The sequence below is a fragment of the Pseudomonas sp. MMS21 TM103 genome (assembly GCF_022132145.1).
GTDB lineage: Bacteria > Pseudomonadota > Gammaproteobacteria > Pseudomonadales > Pseudomonadaceae > Aquipseudomonas.
This window is the reverse complement of sequence record NZ_JAJISP010000004.1, coordinates 256,473-274,844: the sequence shown is the minus strand read 5'-3', so window position 1 is coordinate 274,844 and position 18,372 is coordinate 256,473. Positions and strand designations below refer to the sequence as shown.

General features: G+C 64.3%; 18 protein-coding genes. 8 read left to right on the top strand and 10 right to left on the bottom strand.

All coding sequences use genetic code 11. The annotated features are described in order from the left end of the window. Nucleotides 1-126: 126 nt before the first annotated feature. Nucleotides 127-1,458 carry a tRNA (N6-isopentenyl adenosine(37)-C2)-methylthiotransferase MiaB gene (gene miaB / locus LJY18_RS14720; RefSeq protein ID WP_238042569.1) on the bottom strand — a complete coding sequence of 444 codons (1,332 nt, stop codon included), beginning with the start codon at nucleotides 1,456-1,458 and terminating at the stop codon, nucleotides 127-129. Between the two features lie 236 nt (nucleotides 1,459-1,694). Between miaB and LJY18_RS14715 the strand changes: the two genes are divergently transcribed. Both LJY18_RS14715 and LJY18_RS14710 read left to right on the top strand, forming a co-directional pair. Then, a complete protein-coding gene (locus LJY18_RS14715; RefSeq protein WP_238042568.1) occupies nucleotides 1,695-2,276 on the top strand; it encodes a thioredoxin family protein in 582 nt (193 codons plus the stop codon). A gap of 135 nt (nucleotides 2,277-2,411) precedes the next feature. Beyond that, nucleotides 2,412-2,735, top strand: a complete 324-nt coding sequence (locus LJY18_RS14710; protein ID WP_238042567.1) for a DUF1820 family protein — start codon at nucleotides 2,412-2,414, stop codon at nucleotides 2,733-2,735. Nucleotides 2,736-2,859: 124 nt separating this feature from the next. Here LJY18_RS14710 and LJY18_RS14705 read toward each other — a convergent pair whose 3' ends face one another. The 5 genes from LJY18_RS14705 to LJY18_RS14685 all read right to left on the bottom strand — a co-directional run bounded on the left by LJY18_RS14705 (nucleotide 2,860) and on the right by LJY18_RS14685 (nucleotide 6,937). Beyond that, the gene (locus tag LJY18_RS14705; protein ID WP_238042566.1) at nucleotides 2,860-3,408 is read right to left on the bottom strand and encodes a tetratricopeptide repeat protein; all 549 of its coding nucleotides are present in this window, start codon (nucleotides 3,406-3,408) and stop codon (nucleotides 2,860-2,862) included. 91 nt (nucleotides 3,409-3,499) lie between these two features. Next, nucleotides 3,500-4,156 carry a hypothetical protein gene (locus tag LJY18_RS14700; RefSeq protein WP_238042565.1) on the bottom strand — a complete coding sequence of 219 codons (657 nt, stop codon included), beginning with the start codon at nucleotides 4,154-4,156 and terminating at the stop codon, nucleotides 3,500-3,502. Next, nucleotides 4,156-5,445, bottom strand: a complete 1,290-nt coding sequence (hemL, locus tag LJY18_RS14695; RefSeq protein ID WP_238042564.1) for a glutamate-1-semialdehyde 2,1-aminomutase — start codon at nucleotides 5,443-5,445, stop codon at nucleotides 4,156-4,158. Before hemL ends, LJY18_RS14700 begins: the two co-directional genes overlap by 1 nt. A gap of 54 nt (nucleotides 5,446-5,499) precedes the next feature. Continuing rightward, nucleotides 5,500-6,129, bottom strand: a complete 630-nt coding sequence (thiE, locus tag LJY18_RS14690; RefSeq protein ID WP_238042563.1) for a thiamine phosphate synthase — start codon at nucleotides 6,127-6,129, stop codon at nucleotides 5,500-5,502. Between the two features lie 13 nt (nucleotides 6,130-6,142). Next, nucleotides 6,143-6,937, bottom strand: a complete 795-nt coding sequence (locus LJY18_RS14685; protein ID WP_238042562.1) for a hydroxymethylpyrimidine/phosphomethylpyrimidine kinase — start codon at nucleotides 6,935-6,937, stop codon at nucleotides 6,143-6,145. Between the two features lie 347 nt (nucleotides 6,938-7,284). Here LJY18_RS14685 and LJY18_RS14680 point away from each other — a divergent pair, with 347 nt between their 5' ends. From LJY18_RS14680 to amn, 5 genes are all read left to right on the top strand, one after another. Continuing rightward, nucleotides 7,285-9,666: a hybrid sensor histidine kinase/response regulator gene (locus LJY18_RS14680; protein WP_238042561.1), complete on the top strand. Its 2,382-nt coding sequence runs from the start codon at nucleotides 7,285-7,287 to the stop codon at nucleotides 9,664-9,666. A gap of 196 nt (nucleotides 9,667-9,862) precedes the next feature. Then, the gene (locus LJY18_RS14675) at nucleotides 9,863-10,504 is read left to right on the top strand and encodes a TetR/AcrR family transcriptional regulator (RefSeq protein WP_238042560.1); all 642 of its coding nucleotides are present in this window, start codon (nucleotides 9,863-9,865) and stop codon (nucleotides 10,502-10,504) included. Then, on the top strand, nucleotides 10,501-12,138 hold the full coding sequence (locus LJY18_RS14670; protein ID WP_238042559.1) for an acyl-CoA dehydrogenase family protein: 1,638 nt from the start codon (nucleotides 10,501-10,503) through the stop codon (nucleotides 12,136-12,138). Before LJY18_RS14675 ends, LJY18_RS14670 begins: the two co-directional genes overlap by 4 nt. Before the next feature lie 85 nt (nucleotides 12,139-12,223). Continuing rightward, on the top strand, nucleotides 12,224-12,550 hold the full coding sequence (locus LJY18_RS14665; protein WP_238042558.1) for a DUF3703 domain-containing protein: 327 nt from the start codon (nucleotides 12,224-12,226) through the stop codon (nucleotides 12,548-12,550). 72 nt (nucleotides 12,551-12,622) lie between these two features. Then, nucleotides 12,623-14,098, top strand: coding sequence for an AMP nucleosidase (gene amn, locus LJY18_RS14660; RefSeq protein WP_238042557.1), 1,476 nt, complete (start codon nucleotides 12,623-12,625; stop codon nucleotides 14,096-14,098). Between the two features lie 66 nt (nucleotides 14,099-14,164). Here the strand turns inward: amn and ahr are convergent, their stop codons facing one another. Next, entirely contained in the window at nucleotides 14,165-15,199 is a 1,035-nt protein-coding gene (ahr, locus tag LJY18_RS14655; RefSeq protein WP_238042556.1) for an NADPH-dependent aldehyde reductase Ahr, read from the bottom strand. Nucleotides 15,200-15,403: 204 nt separating this feature from the next. Between ahr and LJY18_RS14650 the strand changes: the two genes are divergently transcribed. Then, complete coding sequence (locus LJY18_RS14650; protein WP_238042696.1) at nucleotides 15,404-15,970, top strand: pseudouridine synthase; 567 nt, start codon at nucleotides 15,404-15,406, stop codon at nucleotides 15,968-15,970. Nucleotides 15,971-16,130: 160 nt separating this feature from the next. On the opposite strand, the gene LJY18_RS14645 is transcribed toward LJY18_RS14650, so the two are convergent. The 3 genes from LJY18_RS14645 to LJY18_RS14635 form a co-directional block, all read right to left on the bottom strand. Next, complete coding sequence (locus LJY18_RS14645) at nucleotides 16,131-16,334, bottom strand: DUF2788 domain-containing protein (protein ID WP_238042555.1); 204 nt, start codon at nucleotides 16,332-16,334, stop codon at nucleotides 16,131-16,133. A gap of 102 nt (nucleotides 16,335-16,436) precedes the next feature. Beyond that, nucleotides 16,437-16,916, bottom strand: a complete 480-nt coding sequence (locus LJY18_RS14640) for an Lrp/AsnC family transcriptional regulator (RefSeq protein WP_238042554.1) — start codon at nucleotides 16,914-16,916, stop codon at nucleotides 16,437-16,439. A 562-nt stretch (nucleotides 16,917-17,478) separates the two neighbouring features. Next, nucleotides 17,479-18,333 carry a cation diffusion facilitator family transporter gene (locus LJY18_RS14635; protein WP_238042695.1) on the bottom strand — a complete coding sequence of 285 codons (855 nt, stop codon included), beginning with the start codon at nucleotides 18,331-18,333 and terminating at the stop codon, nucleotides 17,479-17,481. Between the last annotated feature and the right edge of the window lie 39 nt (nucleotides 18,334-18,372).

Here is an 18,372-nt window from a genome sequence, read left to right as displayed (position 1 = left end):
GGACTGCTGCGACTTTAGCATCGCCTGAGGTTGGCCTGGAAAGGGTGTGTCGTGCGCGCCACAGGCCCGAGGCCAATAGTGCGCTCGCGTGATGGCTCAGGGCGTGGCGCCAGAGGCTCCCGGCGCTCACTCACCAAGCAGGCTGCCGCGCAACGAGTTAGGCAGCGCGTCGTCGATATGTACGTCGACGAACTGGCCGATCAGGCGTGGGTTGTCGGTGCGAAAGTTGACCACCCGGTTGCTCTCGGTACGGCCCTGGAGCATGCCGGGGTCCTTCCTTGAGTAGTCGCTGACCAGGATGCGCTGCACCGTGCCGACCATGCGCCGGCTGTTTTCGGCGCCTTGCTGGCTGATGCGCTGTTGCAGGATTGCCAGGCGCTGCTTTTTCAACTCTTCCGGGGTGTCGTCGGCCAGATCCGCCGCCGGGGTGCCGGGGCGTGCGCTGTAGACGAAGGAGTAGGAGAAGTCGAAACCGACGTCCTCGATCAGTTTCATGGTCTGCTCGAAGTCTTTCTCGGTTTCGCCGGGGAAGCCGATGATGAAGTCCGTGCTGATCAGGATGTCCGGCACCGCGGCGCGCAGCTTGCGGATGCGCGATTTGTACTCGAGCGCGGTGTGGTTGCGCTTCATGGCCGCGAGGATGCGGTCGGAGCCGGACTGCACCGGCAGGTGCAGGTATTTCACCAGTTCGGGGATCTCGGTATGGGCCTGGATCAGCGCATCGGAGAATTCCAGTGGGTGGCTGGTGGTGTAGCGAATGCGGTCGATGCCGTCGATGGCGGCCACGGCATAGAGCAGTTCGGCGAAATCGGCGAGCTGGCCCTCCGGGGTGTCTCCGCGGTAGCCGTTGACGTTCTGGCCGAGCAGGGTGACTTCGCGCACGCCGTTTTCGGCCAGGTGCAGCACTTCGGCGAGCACGTCGGCCAGTGGGCGGCTGACTTCCTCACCACGGGTATAGGGCACCACGCAGAAGGTGCAGTACTTGCTGCAGCCTTCCATCACCGAGACATAGGCGCTGGGTCCGTCGACCCGTGGTTCGGGCAGGCGGTCGAATTTTTCGATCTCGGGGAAGGAAATGTCCACCTGCGGCAGCTTGGTGCTGCGCGCGGCGGCGATCATTTCCGGCAGGCGGTGCAGGGTCTGCGGGCCGAAGACGACGTCGACATAGGGCGCACGGTCGCGGATTGCCGCCCCTTCCTGGCTGGCCACGCAGCCGCCGACGCCGATCACCAGTTCCGGATTGGCCAGCTTCAGTTCGCGCCAGCGGCCAAGCTGGGAGAACACCTTGTCCTGAGCTCTTTCGCGAATGGAGCAGGTGTTGAGCAGGATCACGTCGGCATCTTCAGCGCGTGCGGTGACTTCCAGGGCTTGATGTTCGCCCAGCAGGTCGACCATGCGCGAGCTGTCGTACTCGTTCATCTGGCAGCCGTGGGTTTCGATATAAAGCTTCTTGGTCATGCGCGCTCAAAAGGGTGATTCGAAGAACCGCACATTATAGGGCGACGGTAGGGCCGAGAAAAGCGTTGGGCGCTGGAAGGCTCGATGAAAAAGCTTGAGATGAGCCCGTCAGCCGCAGATCAGCCTATCCTTTAAAGAGTGGGTGTCGGGCCGATGTGCTGCTCACGGCATTGCTGCGCAACGGATTGTCGCCGGTCCGGTGGTGAAGTCAGTATTCGTTAATGGAGGATGGCGCAATGGCATTAACTCCCTCGACCATGATGCCCCTGGGTACTTCGGCCCCGGATTTCACGTTGCCTGACCCGCTCAGCCTGGAGCCGGTGTCTCTCTCCGCCGTGCAGGGCGAAAAGGCTACCCTGGTGATGTTTATCTGCAATCACTGCCCCTTCGTCAAGCACGTGGAGGATGCACTGCTCGATCTGGCCAGGGAATACATGCCGCAAGGGCTCGGGGTGGTGGCCATTTCGGCCAACGATGCGCAGAGTTATCCGGAAGACGGTCCGCGCATGCTGGCGCAAAAGGCCCGCGACAAAAACTATCCGTTCCACTACCTCTACGATGAAACGCAGCAGGTGGCGAAGGCCTACGGTGCGGCCTGCACTCCCGATCTCTTTCTGTTCGACGAGAATCTGCACTGCATCTATCGCGGCCGGTTCGACGACTCGCGCCCGGGCAGCAACATTCCGGTTAGCGGAAAAGATCTGCGACAAGCCCTGGAGCGGCACCTCACCGGACGGCCCGTGGATATCCCCCAGGTGCCCAGTATCGGCTGCAGTATCAAGTGGAAGGCGGACTCGGAAAGCGCCGGTCACGGCTGAGTGCCGGAGGGTATGGGTGCCCTGTCCTGCATACGCTGTGGATAGGGCTGGGGCGAGTCAAAGCGGACTTGCAATCCTCAGTCTTATGCTATGATTTGCGCCCTCTTATTTCCCCTCCAGTCTAGACTTCCATCCATGAGCAAGCGCGATCCCATCTATAAGGTGATTTTCCTCAACCAGGGTCAGGTGTACGAAATGTATGCCAAGCAGATCTTTCAGAGCGATCTGTGGGGCTTCCTGGAGGTGGAGGAATTCGTCTTCGGTGAGCGCACCCAGGTGGTGGTCGATCCCAGCGAAGAGAAGCTCAAGGCCCAGTTCGACGGCGTGGTGCGCAGCTTCTTGCCCATGCACGCGATCATCCGTATCGATGAGGTCGAGCGCCTGGGCACGCCGAAAATCAGCGAGGCCAAGGGCGGTGGCAACGTCATGCCGTTCCCCATGCCGATGCCGGATAAATAAGGCTGCAAGCGAGCCTGGTGTAGTCGGGCGGGATGGCTTGAGCGAAGCGATACCCATGCTGATTGATGATGGGTGTATCGGGCTCAGCCTGTGCGGCTTGGCCCATCTTGCGAGTCAGGCCCAGCTATGGCAGAGGTGCGAACGGCGATTGGCCGTCGGCGGCCTGTAGTTCGAGCAGGTAGTTGCGGAATATTTCGCCAAGTACCTGGCCGGCAATCTCCAGTTCCTCGCGCTGCATGCGCGCCGAGACCAGGTCTGCACTGTCCATGGCTTCGTCCGAGCCATTTACGGCGGCCATCTTCAGCACTATATAGGCTTGCACGTTGTTCGCCGGTACGCCCTCGCCGCGGAAGAACATCATGCCCAGGCGGTATTGCGCCTGGGCATGACCTTGCAGCGAGGCCTGCTCGAACCAGCTGAGCGCTTGCGCCAGGTCGCGCGGCGCACGCGTGCCATCGTAAAAGAATTCGCCCAGTTCATATTCGGCTTGCGGGTCGCCGTTCTGCGCCGCTTGCTGGCAGGCGGCCAGCGCGTCGGGCAGGTCTTCGGGCGCAGTATCCAGCGAGCAACTGCCGGTTGCGGGGATCAGCAGGGTGTTGCCGCCCGCGAATGCGAGCAGCGGCAGAAGAAGCAGCAGGCAGCCCAGAGATAGGGTGCGGCCGGTGCAGTTCATGGAAATCCGTATACCTCAGGAAGCGGTGCGGGGTCGAGCCCGGCCGACAAGGTGCGTCGGCGTTGGCATTATGAAATAAGCAGTGGCCTTCTTACAAAGTCTTTACGGGCTTTTCTCGATTGGTGCAATCCTCTGCATGGCCCGGCAGGGTCAGTAGCAGCCAGGCCAGCAGCGGGTAGGCCGGTATCAGCATGGCTTGCAGCAGGTCGAAGCGGCGCAGCGGACCGATAAAGCCATCGCTGCCGACCGCCAGTGTGGCCAGCAAGAACAGGCCGACAACTGCCGTCGCCGCGCCTGCCGGCGTGCGGCGCGGCCACTGGATGGCGCCGGCATAGAGAATCAGCAGCAGGGTCGCCAGGTTGAGCAGCAGCTGGTAGTGCTCAAGCAGGTTCATTTGCCGGAACAGCTCGAAGAAAGCGCACAGCCCCAGCACCACGCGGCCCCAGTTCGGCCGGCTCCAGGCCCAGCCGCGGCCTAGAGTCAGCGCGGCCACGCCCAACAGCGGCTGGCCGAGAAAGCTGCTGGTCTGGCTCAGCCACAGGTGCGCAGCCTGCCAGTCTGGGGCGACGGCGAAGCGCATGACGCCAACGCTGGCGGCAGCGGCCGCCAGGAGAAAGCCGAGCAGGGCGCAGAACAGCGCCGGTTGATCGGCTTCGCCGTAACCCTTGCGTGCCTTGCCGATGGCGACGGCACAGGCCAGGCAGGCCAGCGCCAGGAGGGCGCCGGACAGGGCGGTGCTGTACTGCATCAGGCTTTTTTCAGCTCGGCGAAGGCGCGCTCGGCCGCGTCGAGGGTGATCTGCAGCTCCGTCTGGCCGTGGGCGATCGAGGTGAAGCCGGCTTCGAATGCGCTCGGGGCCAGGTAGACGCCGCCGTCCAGCATCAGGTGGAAGAAGCGCTTGAAGCGCTCGGCGTCGCTGCTCATGACGTCGTCGAAGGTGACGATGGCGTCGGCACCGCTGAAGTACAGGCCGAACATGCCGCCGGCCTGAGTGGTGACGAAGGGGATGCCGGCGGCATCGGCGCGATCCTGCAGGCCTTGCAGCATGCACGCGGTGTAGTCGCTCAGATCGGTATGGAAGCCCGCGCGACTGATCAGCTTCAGGGTGGTCAGGCCGGCGGCCATGGCCAGCGGGTTACCGGACAGGGTGCCGGCCTGGTAGACCGGGCCAAGCGGGGCGATGCATTCCATGATGGCGCGCTTGCCGCCGAAACAGCCGACCGGCATGCCGCCACCGATGATCTTGCCGAAGGTGGTCAGGTCCGGGGTGACGCCGTAATGCGCCTGGGCACCGCCGAGGGCAACGCGAAAGCCGGTCATCACCTCGTCGAAGATCAGCACCACGCCATGCTTGTCGCACTGTTCGCGCAGGCCCTGGAGAAAGCCCGGTGCCGGCGGTACGCAATTCATGTTGCCGGCCACCGGCTCGACGATGATGCACGCCACCTCCTGGCCGACTTCGGCGAGCATCTGCTCGACCGCGGCCAGGTTGTTGAACGGCAGGGTCAGGGTGTGTTGGGCGAAGGCCGCCGGCACCCCGGCGGAGCTTGGCACGCCCTGGGTCAAGAGACCCGAGCCGGCTTTAACCAACAAACTGTCGGAATGCCCGTGGTAGCAGCCTTCGAACTTGATGATGCTGTCGCGGCCGGTGAAGCCGCGGGCCAGGCGGATCGCACTCATGGTCGCTTCGGTACCGGAACTGACCATGCGCACCATCTCCATGGACGGCACCATGGCGCAGACCAGGTCGGCCATCTCGGTTTCCATGGCGGTTGGCGCGCCGTAGGACAGGCCGTGTTCCAGCTGGCGGCGCACGGCATCGAGCACGTCCGGGTGGCTGTGGCCGAGGATCATCGGACCCCAGGAGCCGACGTAGTCCACGTAGCGCTTGTCATCCTCGTCCGTGACATAGGCGCCGGCTGCGTGCTTGAAGAACAGTGGCGTGCCGCCGACGCTCTTGAAGGCGCGCACCGGCGAGTTGACGCCGCCGGGGATGTGCTTCTGGGCGTGGGCGAAGAGGATTTCGGAGCGGGACATGGCAGGGCCTCTCAAATATCGAATCGGGGCGAGTCGGGCCGCCCCGCAAATCAGTTAATCGGTGGCGAACAGGGCGCTGAAGGCGCGGGCACGGCGTTCGACTTCGGCGGTCGAGTCGGCGGCGAATAGTGCGTGGATCACCGCCACCATGCTGGCGCCACGGGCGATCAGCTGGGGGGCATTGTCCAGGGTCACGCCGCCGATGGCGACGATTGGCAGGCTGATGCGACTTTTCGCCTCATCCAGCAGCTCGACCGTGGCGCTGGGGGCGCCGGGCTTGGTGTTGGAATCAAAGAAGCGACCGAAGGCGACATAGCTGGCCCCCTCCCTGGCGGCGGCTTCGGCCAGTCCTAGCTGTGCATGGCAGGTGCCGCCGATGATCGCCTGGCGTCCGAGCAGGGCGCGGGCGGCGGACAGCGAACCGTCGGTCTGGCCCAGGTGCAGGCCGACGCCGAGGCGTGCGGCCAGTTCGGCGTCGTCGTTGATGATCAGTCCCGCGCCGTAGCGACGGCACAGCTCGCGCAGGGCTTCGGCCTGGCGCAGGCGACGTGCCTCGTCGCTGGACTTGTCGCGGTATTGCAGCAGCGTGGCGCCGCCTTTCAGCGCCGCCTCGGCGTAAGGCAGCAGCTTGCCGCCAGCCAGCAGTTGGCTGTCGGTGATGGCATACAGGCCACGCAGTTTCATCGGAGGCTCTCCATCAGCAGAAATCCAGGGGCAGGCGGCGCGGGATGAACTGGCCGTGGCCGGGTTGTTCGGCATCGCGCAGGGTGCGCCAGGTGTAATCGAGGGCGAACTGCACGGCGCTGACCAGCTCCTGGCCGAGTGCCAGGCGGCCGGCCAGGGCGCTGGCCAGGGTGCAGCCGGAGCCGTGGTAGCTGCCCGGCAGGCGCTGACAGGTAAAGGTGTGACGGCTGCCGTCTCGGCCATACAGGCGATTGTGCACCTGGTGCTCGTCGCCGTGGCCGCCGGTGATCAGCAGGTGCTGGATATAGGGCAGCAGCTTTTCCGCGCACTGATCGGGCGTGCCGTCCGGCAGTTCGGCGAGGATGCGCGCTTCCGGCAGGTTCGGCGTGGCGATGGTCGCTACGGCAAACAGCTGCTCGCGCATGGCATAGCCGACTTCATCCTTGCCTAGGGCGCCACCGCCGCCAGCGCGCAAGACCGGGTCGCAGACCAGCGGAATGCCCGGCAGCTTGTGCATGATCTGCAGCACCGTCTCGACCATTTCCACCGAGCCGAGCATGCCCAGCTTGACGGCCTCTATCGGCAGGTCGGCGATCACCGCATTGGCCTGGGCCAGCACCCACTCGCGATCGAGGACACGGAAGGCGGAGACATTGACCGTATCCTGCACGGTCAGTGCGGTGACTGTCGGGGCGGCGTGGCAGCCTTGCGCGAGCAGGGCTTCGATATCGGCTTGCAGGCCGGCACCACCACTGGGGTCGTGGCCGGATAAGCAGAGCACTACGGGGCGGGAAGTAGGCGTTTTCATGGTGCGCGAGCTTAGCATTAAATGGCCCCGATTGAACCGCGGAGCATACGCTGCGCACAAGCCAGGCAGTCGCGATTGCAGCGGGGAATCCTGATCGTGTCGGCAGTTTTAGCCAGCCGGTGCATGAGTGCTGCCTGCCTGGCTTGTAGCGCTGATTCAAACGCCTGCATGGCCTGCCCGGGATGTTTGCGCCAACCGCCGTTTCCCCCCGTAATGCCTGTGCTAGAGTGACGGCCACTCAAATAACCGGGTAACCGGGTAACCGGGTAGGCGAGGCGGCGTCAGTCAGGAGAGGAGGGCTCTCCGGCGCACCCCGACATGCCCCGATTTCGCCTTCGTGGGTCCGCATGCGCTACCTCCTGATTCTTCTGTTCGCAGTCTGGCCGCTATACGCCTCTGCCGTGGTGTTCGATGAACATACCCGCGAACTGCCACTTGGCCAGGCCATGCAGGTGTTCGAGGATGTACGCGGCGACGCGACTATCGACGAGGTCACCTCGCCGGCACTGCAGGCGAGTTTTCGCCAGAATGATCAACAGGTACTGAATGCCGGCTATTCGCGTTCGGTATTCTGGCTGCGCCTGGATCTGGAGTATCGACCGCAGCGGCCGGACGGATCCACGCTGTGGTTGCTGGAACTGGCCTATCCGCCGCTGGATCAGCTGGACCTGTATCTGGCGGATGCCCAGGGCAAGTTTCAGCTGGCCCAGCGCACCGGTGACTCACTGCCATTCGCCAGCCGGCAGATCAAGCACCACAACTACCTGTTCGAGCTCAGCCTGCAGCCGAACCAGCCGCGGCGCGTCTATCTGCGCCTGCAAAGCCAGGGTTCGATCCAGGCGCCGCTGAGTCTGTGGGCACCCAATGCCTACCTGGAAGAGCAGCCCGCGCGCATCTATGTGCTCGGCATCATCTATGGCGTGTTGCTGGTGATGCTGATCTACAACCTGTTCATCTATCTCAGTGTCAGGGATGCCAGCTACCTCTATTACATCCTCTATATCGCCTCGTTCGGCCTCTATCAGGTATCGGTCAACGGCGCCGGCATCGAGTATTTCTGGCCCGACAACCCCTGGTGGGCGAATGCTTCAACACCCTTCATGATCGGGTCGGCAGCGCTGTTTGGCTGCCAGTTCGCGCGCAGCTTTCTGCATACCGCCGAACACAGCCCCTGGGTCGACCGCACGCTGCTGCTATTGATGGCCAGCGGGGCCGCGGTGATGCTCCTGGCGCTGACTGTCAGCTATGCGCTGTCGCTGCGCCTGGCCACCTACCTGGCACTGCTGTTCACCGTGGTGGTCTTCGCCGCCGGGATCATCGCCTGGCTGCGTGGCATGCGCGTGGCGCGTTACTTCATCATCGCCTGGACCACTTTTCTGCTCGGCGGCGCAATCAACAGCCTGATGGTGCTCGGCTACCTGCCCAATATGTTCCTGACCATGTACGCCAGCCAGATCGGTTCGGCGCTGGAGGTTGGCCTGCTGTCACTGGCCCTGGCCGACCGGATCAACGCGATGAAGGAGGAGCGCGCGCGGATTCTCCAGGATAGCGGGCGCAAGCTGGAGACGCTGAACCAGGAACTGGCCCACAGTAATCAGCTGAAGGACGAATTCCTCGCCACCGTCACCCACGAGTTGCGTACGCCGATGAACGGGGTGATCGGCTCGCTGGAATTGATGCAAACGGTCAGTCTGGACGCCGAGCTGGCGCAGTACCAGAAGACCGCCGCCAGTTCGGCGCGAGACATGATGCGCATGGTCAACGACATCCTGGCTCTCAGCGAGTTGCAGGCCGGCAAGCTTTATCCGCGGCGCGAGCCATTCAGCCTGCGCGGGATGCTCGACGGGGTGCGTGCGCAGTATGCGCGGCATGCCGAGGACAAGGGCCTTCGGTTTGTCCTGGAACTGGACGAAAGCCTGCCCGATACCCTCGAGGGCGATGTCGGCAAGTTGGCGCAGTGCCTCGGCTATCTGCTCGACAACGCCGTCAAGTTCACCGCCCAGGGGGAGGTTCGCCTGCGGGTCAGGCGCGCTGGCACGGCGCCCGATAGTCTGCCGCTGAGCCTCGAGGTGATCGACTCGGGCGTGGGCTTCACTGCGCCTCAGGACGCGTCGCTGTATCAGCGCTTCCAGCAGTTGGACGGCTCCATGACTCGCGAATACGGTGGCCTGGGTATCGGCCTGGCAATCTGCCGGCAGTTGGTCGACCTGCTCGGCGGTAGCCTCAGTCATGAGTCGAAGCCCGGCCAGGGCAGCCGCTTCCAGTTGCAGGTGCCGCTGGCCTTGCCGCTGCCGTCTGCGGCAAGGCCCGTCCCCGTGCGCCGCGCCGGCACCCAGGCGCTGCGCCATCCTGAGCAGTGCACGGTGCTGATCGTCGAGGACAATGTGATCAACCAGCTGGTGACCCGCGGCATGTTGCTCAAGCTCGGTTACCGCGTGCGCACCGCCGATAATGGCGCCGAAGCCCTTGCGGTGCTGCGGGGCGAATCGGTCGATGCGGTGCTCATGGATTGCCAGATGCCGGTGATGGACGGTTTCGCCACCTGCCGGGCGCTGCGTGCTTTGCCCGGTTGCCTGGAGCTGCCGGTGCTGGCGATCACCGCCCACAGTCACAGCGGCGACCGCGAGCGCTGTCTGGCGGCCGGAATGAATGACTATCTGGCCAAGCCGGTGAAATTCGAGGCGCTGCGCGGCCTGTTGCGCGACTGGGTGTTGTGCTCCGCCGGCTGATCCGCAGGAATAGGCCGGATTGGCGTGGATCGCCGACTGGAGGCTGATTAGTCGAAGCCGGACGACAAGGCGCAAGCGGTTTCGAGGTGGCTCCTGGGCTGCCCGGCTTTCACCCTGTCTCTTGGCCGAAATGCCCCTTTGCGCAAACTCTGAAGCATGATTCACTGAGACCAATTAATGAATATGGGTTCAGATCATGGCTTATCGGACCAGTGCCCTGCGTATTGACCGTGACCAAGCGCTGCGCGAGCAGATTCTTACCCGTGCCCTGGCCCGTGTCGTCGAGGGTGGTTTCGCCGCCCTGACCATGCAGGCGCTGGCCGAAGACGTGGGGATCGCCACCGGCAGCCTGTACCGTCATTTTCACAACAAGGGCGAATTGGCCGCCGAAGTCTTCGCTATCGCCAGCCAGGGCGAGGTCGATGCGCTGCGCCAGACCCTGCGAGCCCCGGGCCACCCAGCCGAGCGCCTGGCCGCCGGCCTGCAGCAGTTCGCTGCACGGGCCTGGCACAGCCGCCGTCTGGCCTTTGCCTTGATCGCCGAACCGGTCGAGCCGCAGATCGACGAGCAGCGCCTGCTTTACCGCGAGGCCTATGCCGAGTTGTTCGGCGAGCTGCTGGAGGAAGGCGTTGCCTGCGGCATGTTTCGCGTCCAGCACGTCGGCCTGGTTGCCGCCTGCCTGGTCGGCGCGATTGCCGAAGTCCTGGTCGGTCCCTTGTCACCGCCTGCCCGCGCTGCCCGAGACGCGGGCCATCCCAGCCTGGAACTGGTCGAAGTCAGCCAGAACCTGGTCACCTTCTGTCTGCGCGCCGTCGGCGCCGAGGACTCATTGTCATGAACCTGAATCTGCAAGCCGAAACCCATGAGGTGTTCAACCAGGTGCCACCGCTGGACGGGATCAACCTGTACCGCGCCGACCTGCCCTTGCAGGAATGGAACAAGCGCTTCGGTGGCGGCTGGGCCGAGGCGCGGATCGACGCCTATGGCGCCCTGGCCGGTGGCGAGTTGATGGCCGCCGGCTTCCTCGCCAACGAGAACAAGCCGGTGTTCAAGAGTCACGACCGCTATGGCCAGCGCATCGATCTGGTCGAGTTCCACCCGGCCTATCACCAGCTGATGAGTGCGGCCATCGAACACGGCATCCCCTCGCTGCCCTGGACCGACCCGCGTCCCGGCGTCCAGGTCGCCCGCGCGGCCATGAGCTACCTGCACAGCCAGGCCGAAGCCGGCAGTGGATGTCCGCTGACCATGACCTACGCCAGCGTGCCGGCATTGAAGCTGCAGCCGGATATCGCCGAAATCTGGCTGCCGAAGATCCTCTCGACTCAGTACGACCCGCGCAACCTGCCGATCGAGCAGAAAACCGGCGCCACCATCGGCATGGCCATGACCGAGAAGCAGGGCGGCACCGACGTGCGCGCCAACACCACCCGCGCCTATCCGGTCGGCGCTGGCGGGCCCGGCCAGGCCTACGAACTGGTCGGCCACAAGTGGTTCTGCTCGGCGCCCATGTGCGACGCCTTCCTGACCCTGGCCTATACCGACAAGGGCCTGACTTGCTTCCTGCTGCCGCGCCACCGCCCGGACGGCACGCGCAACGAGCTGTATATCCAGCGCCTGAAGAACAAGCTGGGCAACTGGTCGAATGCTTCCAGCGAAGTCGAGTACCGCGGCGCCCTGGCCTGGATGGTCGGGGAGGAGGGGCGCGGTGTGCCAACCATCATCGAAATGGTCGCGCTGACCCGCTTCGATTGCATGATCGGCTCCAGCGCCCTGATGCGTCAGGCCCTGACCCAGGCCGCCCATCACTGCGCCTACCGTCAGGTTGGCGGCCGTGTGCTCAGTGAGCAGCCGCTGATGCAGAACGTCCTGGCCGACCTGGCCCTGGAAAGCGAAGCCGCCCTGGCCCTGACCCTGCGCATGGGCAAGGCCCTGGACCAGCAGGAAGACAAGTTCTCCCGCCTGGTCACCGCGGTCGGCAAGTACTGGATCTGCAAGCGCGCGCCGGCCATGATCAACGAGGCCGCCGAATGCATGGGCGGCGCCGGCTATGTCGAGGACAGCATCCTGCCGCGCCTGTACCGCGAGGCGCCGGTCAATTCGACCTGGGAAGGCTCCGGCAACGTGCAGTGCCTGGACGTGCTGCGCGCACTGTCGAAGGAGCCAGGGGTGCTCGATGCACTGTTCGCCGAGCTGGGCGATGGCCATGGCGATGCCCGGCTGAAACGGCATATCGACAAACTCCAGGCGGATTTCCGTGATACCGCCGACATCCAGTACCGCGCCCGTCAACTCACCGAAGACGTGGCCCTGGCCCTGCAGGCCAAGCTGCTGCTGGAGGCCGGCAACGCGGCGGTCAGCGACGCCTTTAGCGCCAGCCGCCTGGGCGACGGTGGACGGGTCTACGGCACCCTGCCACGCGGCATCGACGTCGCCGCCCTGGTGGCGCGCAGCACGCCGCAGCGGGTTTGAGTTGTCGTTCTTGGCAGGCCGCGCTTGACCTGCAGGCCGCCCCTCGGTTGCAGACTGGGGGCCCCTTGCAATTGGAGTGAGTGAGATGACTCGCAAACAAGCCTTCCAGCATGAATACCGCCAGGCTCGCGCGCAGCGCGGCGTCGATCCGCAGGCCGAGTTGCGCCATCTGGAGCGCGCCCATATTCTTGGCCAGCCGCTGTTCGTCGATCACCTGCGCAGTCACCTGTGGCTGCTGGCCTGGGCCTGGCGGCAGGGTGACTGGGCGGAGCTGGCCGCCCAGTTACTGCGTGTGCCGGGGAGTCTGGGTTCGTTGCTGGGCTGGTATCCGCTCGGCAATCCCGGCACCAGACGGGTCGGGCCCTTGACGGCGCAGCCGTTGCCGGAGGATCTCCGGCGACTGCTGGAGTAGCCACGCCGCGCTATGCCAAGGCGCGGCGATCAAGGCAAGATAGGGGCGTGTATTCAGCCAGGAATAGCTGCCGTGACCCTCAGTTCAGAAGACTTCGTCGTCGCCACTACTGCCGAAGAGGCCGTGGATCGCCTGGCCGCCCTGCATCAGCAGGCCACCCGCGCCCTGAGCCGGGCGCTTAAGCTCTATGTCAAGGAAGGTATCAAGCCGGACGCCGAGCAGTTGCGCCAGTTCCACTACCCTGAACTGCGCCTGACCTACCTGTGCCAAGGCGAGGTGCCCGCGACAGTGCGTGCCTATGCCAAGGTCCAGGTGCCGGGCACCTACAGCATCACCGTTACTCACCCCGAGGCGTTCCGCAGCTACTTGCTGGAGCAACTGCAGCCGCTGATGCATGACTTTACCGTGTGTGTCGAAGTGGGTATCAGTCAGCAGAATATTCCCTATCCCTATGTGGTCGAGCATGGCGATGAGCTGGCTGGGTCGGGGGTGACCGCCGCCGAACTGGCGCGGGTCTTCCCCAGCACCGACCTGTCCGCCGCCACCGACGGCACCGCCGATGGCCTGTACGACTGGGAGAGCGCGGAGCAATTGCCGCTGGCGCTATTCGATGCGGCGCGAGTCGATTTTTCCCTGCGGCGTTTGGTGCATTACACCGGCAGCGACTGGCGCCATGTGCAACCGTGGATTTTGTTGACCAACTATCACCGCTACGTCGACCAGTTCATTCGCCATGGCCTGGATATGCTGCGCGATGAGTCGCGTTTCATGCGCATGGTGTTGCCGGGCAACGTGGTGATCGAGCGCGGCATGGCCGAAGGCGAGATGCAGGCGATCATCGAAACCGTGCTCTGGCACCGCTATCAGATGCCGGCCTACCACCTGCAGGGTGCCGGCCCGGGCGACGGCATTACCTTGGTCAACATCGGCGTGGGGCCGTCCAACGCGAAAAACATCACCGACCATCTGGCCGTGCTACGCCCGCACTGCTGGCTGATGATCGGTCACTGCGGTGGCCTGCGCCAATCGCAGACTATCGGCGATTACGTGCTGGCCCACGCCTACATGCGCCGCGATGGCATTCTCGATCGGGTGCTGCCGCCCAACATTCCCCTGCCGGCCCTGGCCGAAGTGCAGATGGCCTTGCAAGAGGCTGCCGCGCAAGTCACCGGCGAGCATGGCGATGCGCTCAAGCGGCGCCTGCGTACCGGCACCGTGCTGACTTACGATGATCGCAACTGGGAGTTGCGTTGGGCCCAGGAGCGGCCGCTGATCAACCTGTCGCGCGCCGTGGCGGTGGACATGGAAAGCGGCACTATCGCCGCGCAAGGCTATCGCCTGCGGGTGCCCTACGGCACCCTGCTGTGCGTCTCGGACAAGCCGCTACACAGCGAGATCAAATTGCCTGGTGCTGCGGGCGCCTTCTACGAGCGGGCTGTGACCCAGCACCTGCACATCGGCATCGCCGCCCTCGACCTGCTGCGCAGTCAGCTCAACTCGCTGCATTCGCGCAAGCTGCGCAGCTTCGACGAGCCTCCGTTCCGCTAACAGCCAAGGTCGCCTGAATGAAAAAGCCCGAGGTGCGAGCCTCGGGCTTTTTCATTCAGGGGTTACTTACTTGCTGGCGTCCAGCACCACCCGGTAGCGTGCCTTGCCTGCGCGCAGGTGGTCGATGGCGTCGTTGACCTTGCTCATCGGGAAGTGTTCGACCTGCGGCAGGATCTGATGGCGGGCGCAGAACTCGAGCATTTTGGCCATGTTTGCCGGCGAGCCAACGGGCGAACCGGACAGGCTCTTCTGCTTCGGGATCAGGTTGAACACATGCACTGGGATCGCGCTCGGCACTATGCCGACAAAGTGCAGGCGACCTTTGCCGCGCAGGGTGCCGATCATGGCGTTCCAATCCAGATCCGCGCTGGCGGTGACCAGGAGGAAGTCCAGACTGCCGGCAATTGCTTTCAGTGCCGTGCTGTCGGTCGAGGCGACTACTTTGTGCGCGCCCAAGCGCTTGGCTTCTTCCTGCTTGTTCAGCGACGAGGTGAAGGCGGTGACTTCACAGCCCCAGGCGTTGAGAAAGCCCAGGGCTAAATGACCGAGGCCGCCGATGCCGACCACGCCGACCTTGTCGGTGGGTTTTACATCGAAATCCAGTAGTGGGCTGAACACCGTGGAGCCGGCGCAGAACAGCGGGCCGACCAGTGACGGATCAAGGCCATCCGGCAGCGGCACGGCCCAGGCCCAGTGGCTGCGCAGGCGGTCGGCAAAACCGCCGTTGCTGCCGACAATAGTCGGTTTCACTGTGCCACAGAGTTGATGCGAGCCTTCCATGCACGAGCTGCAATGCATGCAGCTGCCCTTGTACCAGCCGATGCCGACTCGCTGGCCGAGCTTGAGGCCGCGGGCTTGTTCGCCCAGGCGGACCACGGTGCCGACCACTTCATGGCCGGGGATAAAGGGGTAGCGCGCATTGCCCCATTCGTTGTCGATCATTGATTGGTCGGAATGGCAGATGCCGCAATATTCCACCGCCACTTCGACTTCTTCAGCCCCCAGTGGGCCGGGGTCGTAGCTGTGCGGTTCGAGCGGCGCTCCTGGCGCCTTGGCGGCCCAGCCGGTGAAGGTGTCGAGTACGGAGTCGGACGAGCTCATGCGGATTCCCTCTGTGCGGATAACAGAACCTAGCCAGCATAGTCGCCCGCGCGCCCGAAGGAATCCCCCATAAGCCGGAGTGATGGTCGAAGGGTGGCCTCGGTTACACTGGTCACCCCGTTTTCTGCTCCCGGAGCCCGCATGTCACGCCCGCCCCGTTCTGCCGCGCCCTCGCGTGCCGCCGGCAAACCCGTCATCCGCCGGGTGGCCAAGGCGCCGCCGGCCGAGCCGCGCTTGCTGCTGCTGAACAAGCCCTTCGATGTCCTGACCCAGTTCAACGACGAGCAGGGTCGCGCCACCCTCAAGGACTTCGTCGCGGTGCCCGGGGTCTATCCGGCCGGGCGACTGGATCGCGACAGCGAGGGCTTGCTGCTGCTGACCAATGACGGTGGCCTGCAGGCGCGGATTGCCGATCCCAGGCACAAGCTGGCGAAAACCTATTGGGTGCAAGTGGAAGGCGAGCCGACGGCCGAACAGCTCCAGCGCCTGTGTGATGGCGTCGAGCTGAACGACGGGCCGACCCTGCCGGCCGAGGCGCGCTTGCTGGATGAACCGCAGTTGTGGCCGCGCGATCCGCCGGTGCGTTTCCGCAAGAGCGTGCCGACTGCCTGGCTGGAGTTGGTGATTCGCGAGGGGCGCAACCGCCAGGTCAGGCGCATGACTGCGGCGGTGGGCTTGCCGACCCTGCGACTGGTGCGCGTGCGCATCGGCCCGTGGAGCCTGGATGGCCTGCAGCCTGGCGAGTGGAAGGAGGTCGAGGCGCGGTTGTAAGGCGAGTCCAAACGCCGGCCGCTCAGGGGCGCAGCGACAACCCGTCAGCTTTTATGCCGCGTCGGTCATCCACGGTGCACTGCCTGCGGCGAGTGGCATCCGACGGCGCGGATTGCTCAAGGTGGTGGGCCATATCGGCGCGGGTTTTTTCAACTACGGCTCAGACGCCTTCCAGGCTGGCAATAACCACGGTCTTGATCAGGAAGCCGAGCACGCCCAGGCCCAGGGCGAGGAACAGGATCATGCTGCCGAAACGTCCGGCCTTGGACTTCTTCGCCAGGTCCCAGACGATGAACGCCATGAACAGCACCAGGCCACCGACCAGTACGGTCATCATCAATTCTTCGAACACTTGCGGATCCATCGTGACCTCAATTGGCTGACATCGGGCTGCCCAGGGCAGGGCAAAACGCCGGCGATTATACGTCAGTACATGAGGCTGTCAGCGACCGTCGGTAAGCGCCGCTCAGCTGCGCAGGTGTTGCAGTGGCAACTGGGTGCTGGAAAGGATCTGTTGCAGGACGAAACTCGAGCGCACGCTGGAGACGCCCTCGATGCGGGTCAGGGTGCCGAGGAGGAATTGTTGGTAATGGTCCATGTCCGGCACCACCACCTTGAGCTGGTAGTCGGCATCCATGCCCGTGACCAGGCTGCACTCCAGCACCTCCGGGCATTGGCGGATCATGTCCTGGAAGTGCTCGAAACGCTCGGGAGTGTGTTTGTCCATGCCGATCAGGATATAGGCGGTGAGGGTCAGGCCGAGCTTCTTGCGGTCCAGCAGGGCGACCTGGCCGAGGATGTAGCCGTCGTCCTCCAGTTGCTTGACCCGCCGCGAGCAGGGTGAAGGCGACAGGCCGATGCGCTCGGCCAGGTCCTGATTGGACAGGGTGGCGTCGCGCTGCAGTTCGGTGAGGATATTCAGGTCGTAGCGATCGAGTCTGGTCATGTTTGACGCTCTTTCATCTATTGGTTGCGATGAATCATGCGCTGTTAGTTAAAAATTGCGCAAGTGGCACGTTAATCAGCAATATTCGCAATCTTTAACTGCGCCGGTATCGGTAATCTTTACCTCAGTTTCACGGCCCGGACGACACGTCCACCCGGCTCGCCCAATCAGGCGAACCGGCGCCGCCGGCCTTACCAGGCCGTCACGGCACCCGGGTCCGCACTGCCCAACCAGGCGGGCGACGAAAGCGGCAACAGAATTGCCAGTAGCGGACACTTGCCTCAGGCAAGAAAAAAGGGAGACCGCAAGGTCTCCCTTTTTTCTGCACGCGATTCCCATGTCGTGTAGCGCAGCTTTTGTCGGGTGGGTTGGCGGCACGTTGCATTCGAGCCGAACCGCACTCTGACGCGCGCCGCGCAACCCAACATTGCGCTGCAGCCATTGGTCGCTTGTGGTGGCTCAGGGCGCGCGGCGCACCTGGCCCAGCCTGCGCGCTGTCGCGACCCGGGGCATCAACCCAGACCCCGACCACAGGCGGATGCTTGCCGCACCGTAGCAGGCATCAAGGGGTGGCCGGAGTGAGTGGGTCGGCATGCACCAGCACTTCGGCACGGGAGAATTCGGCGCGAATTGCGTATTCCACTTGCTCGCACAGTTCATGGGCCTGCAGCAGGCTCAGTTCGCCGGACAACTCCACATGCAGCTGGACGAACCAGCGCGTGCCAGACATGCGCGTGCGCAGGTCATGCACGCCGAGCACGCCGGGTATGCCGCAGGCCAGCAGGTGCATGCGCTCGCTGAGCTCCGGTGCCAGCTCCTTGTCCATCAGCACGGCCGCGGCTTCGCGGGCGATGCTCACGGCGCTCCAGAGGATGTAGAAGGCAATGCCGATACCGAACAGCGCATCCAGTTGCGGCCAGCCGAAGCTGGCCAGCAGCAGGGCGAGCAGGATGCTGGTGTTGAGCAGCAAGTCGGAGCGGTAATGCAGCGAGTCCGCGCGGATCGCGGTGGAGCCGGTTTCGCGCACCACATGGTTCTGGAACAGCAGCAGGGCGGCGGTCAGTGCCAGCGACAGCAGCATCACTACCACGCCCAGGGTCGCTGCGCCGAGTGGTTGCGGATTGAGCAGGCGATCCACGCCATGCATGCCGACCACGACCGCACTGATGCCGATAAACAGCGCCTGGCCCAATCCGGCCAGGGCCTCGGCCTTGCCGTGTCCGTAGCGGTGGTCTTCGTCCGCCGGTCGCAAGGCGTAGTGCACGGCGATCAGGTTGAGCAGCGAGGCGGCGCCATCCAGCAGCGAATCGGTGAGGCCGGCCAACAGGCTGACCGAGCCGCTTAGCCACCAGGCGAAGGCCTTGGCCAGTGCCAGGGTCAAGGCCACGGCCAGCGCGGCAACGGTAGCCTGCCGCATCAGGCGGGCATGCTGCAGTGGTATGGTCACAAAAACTTG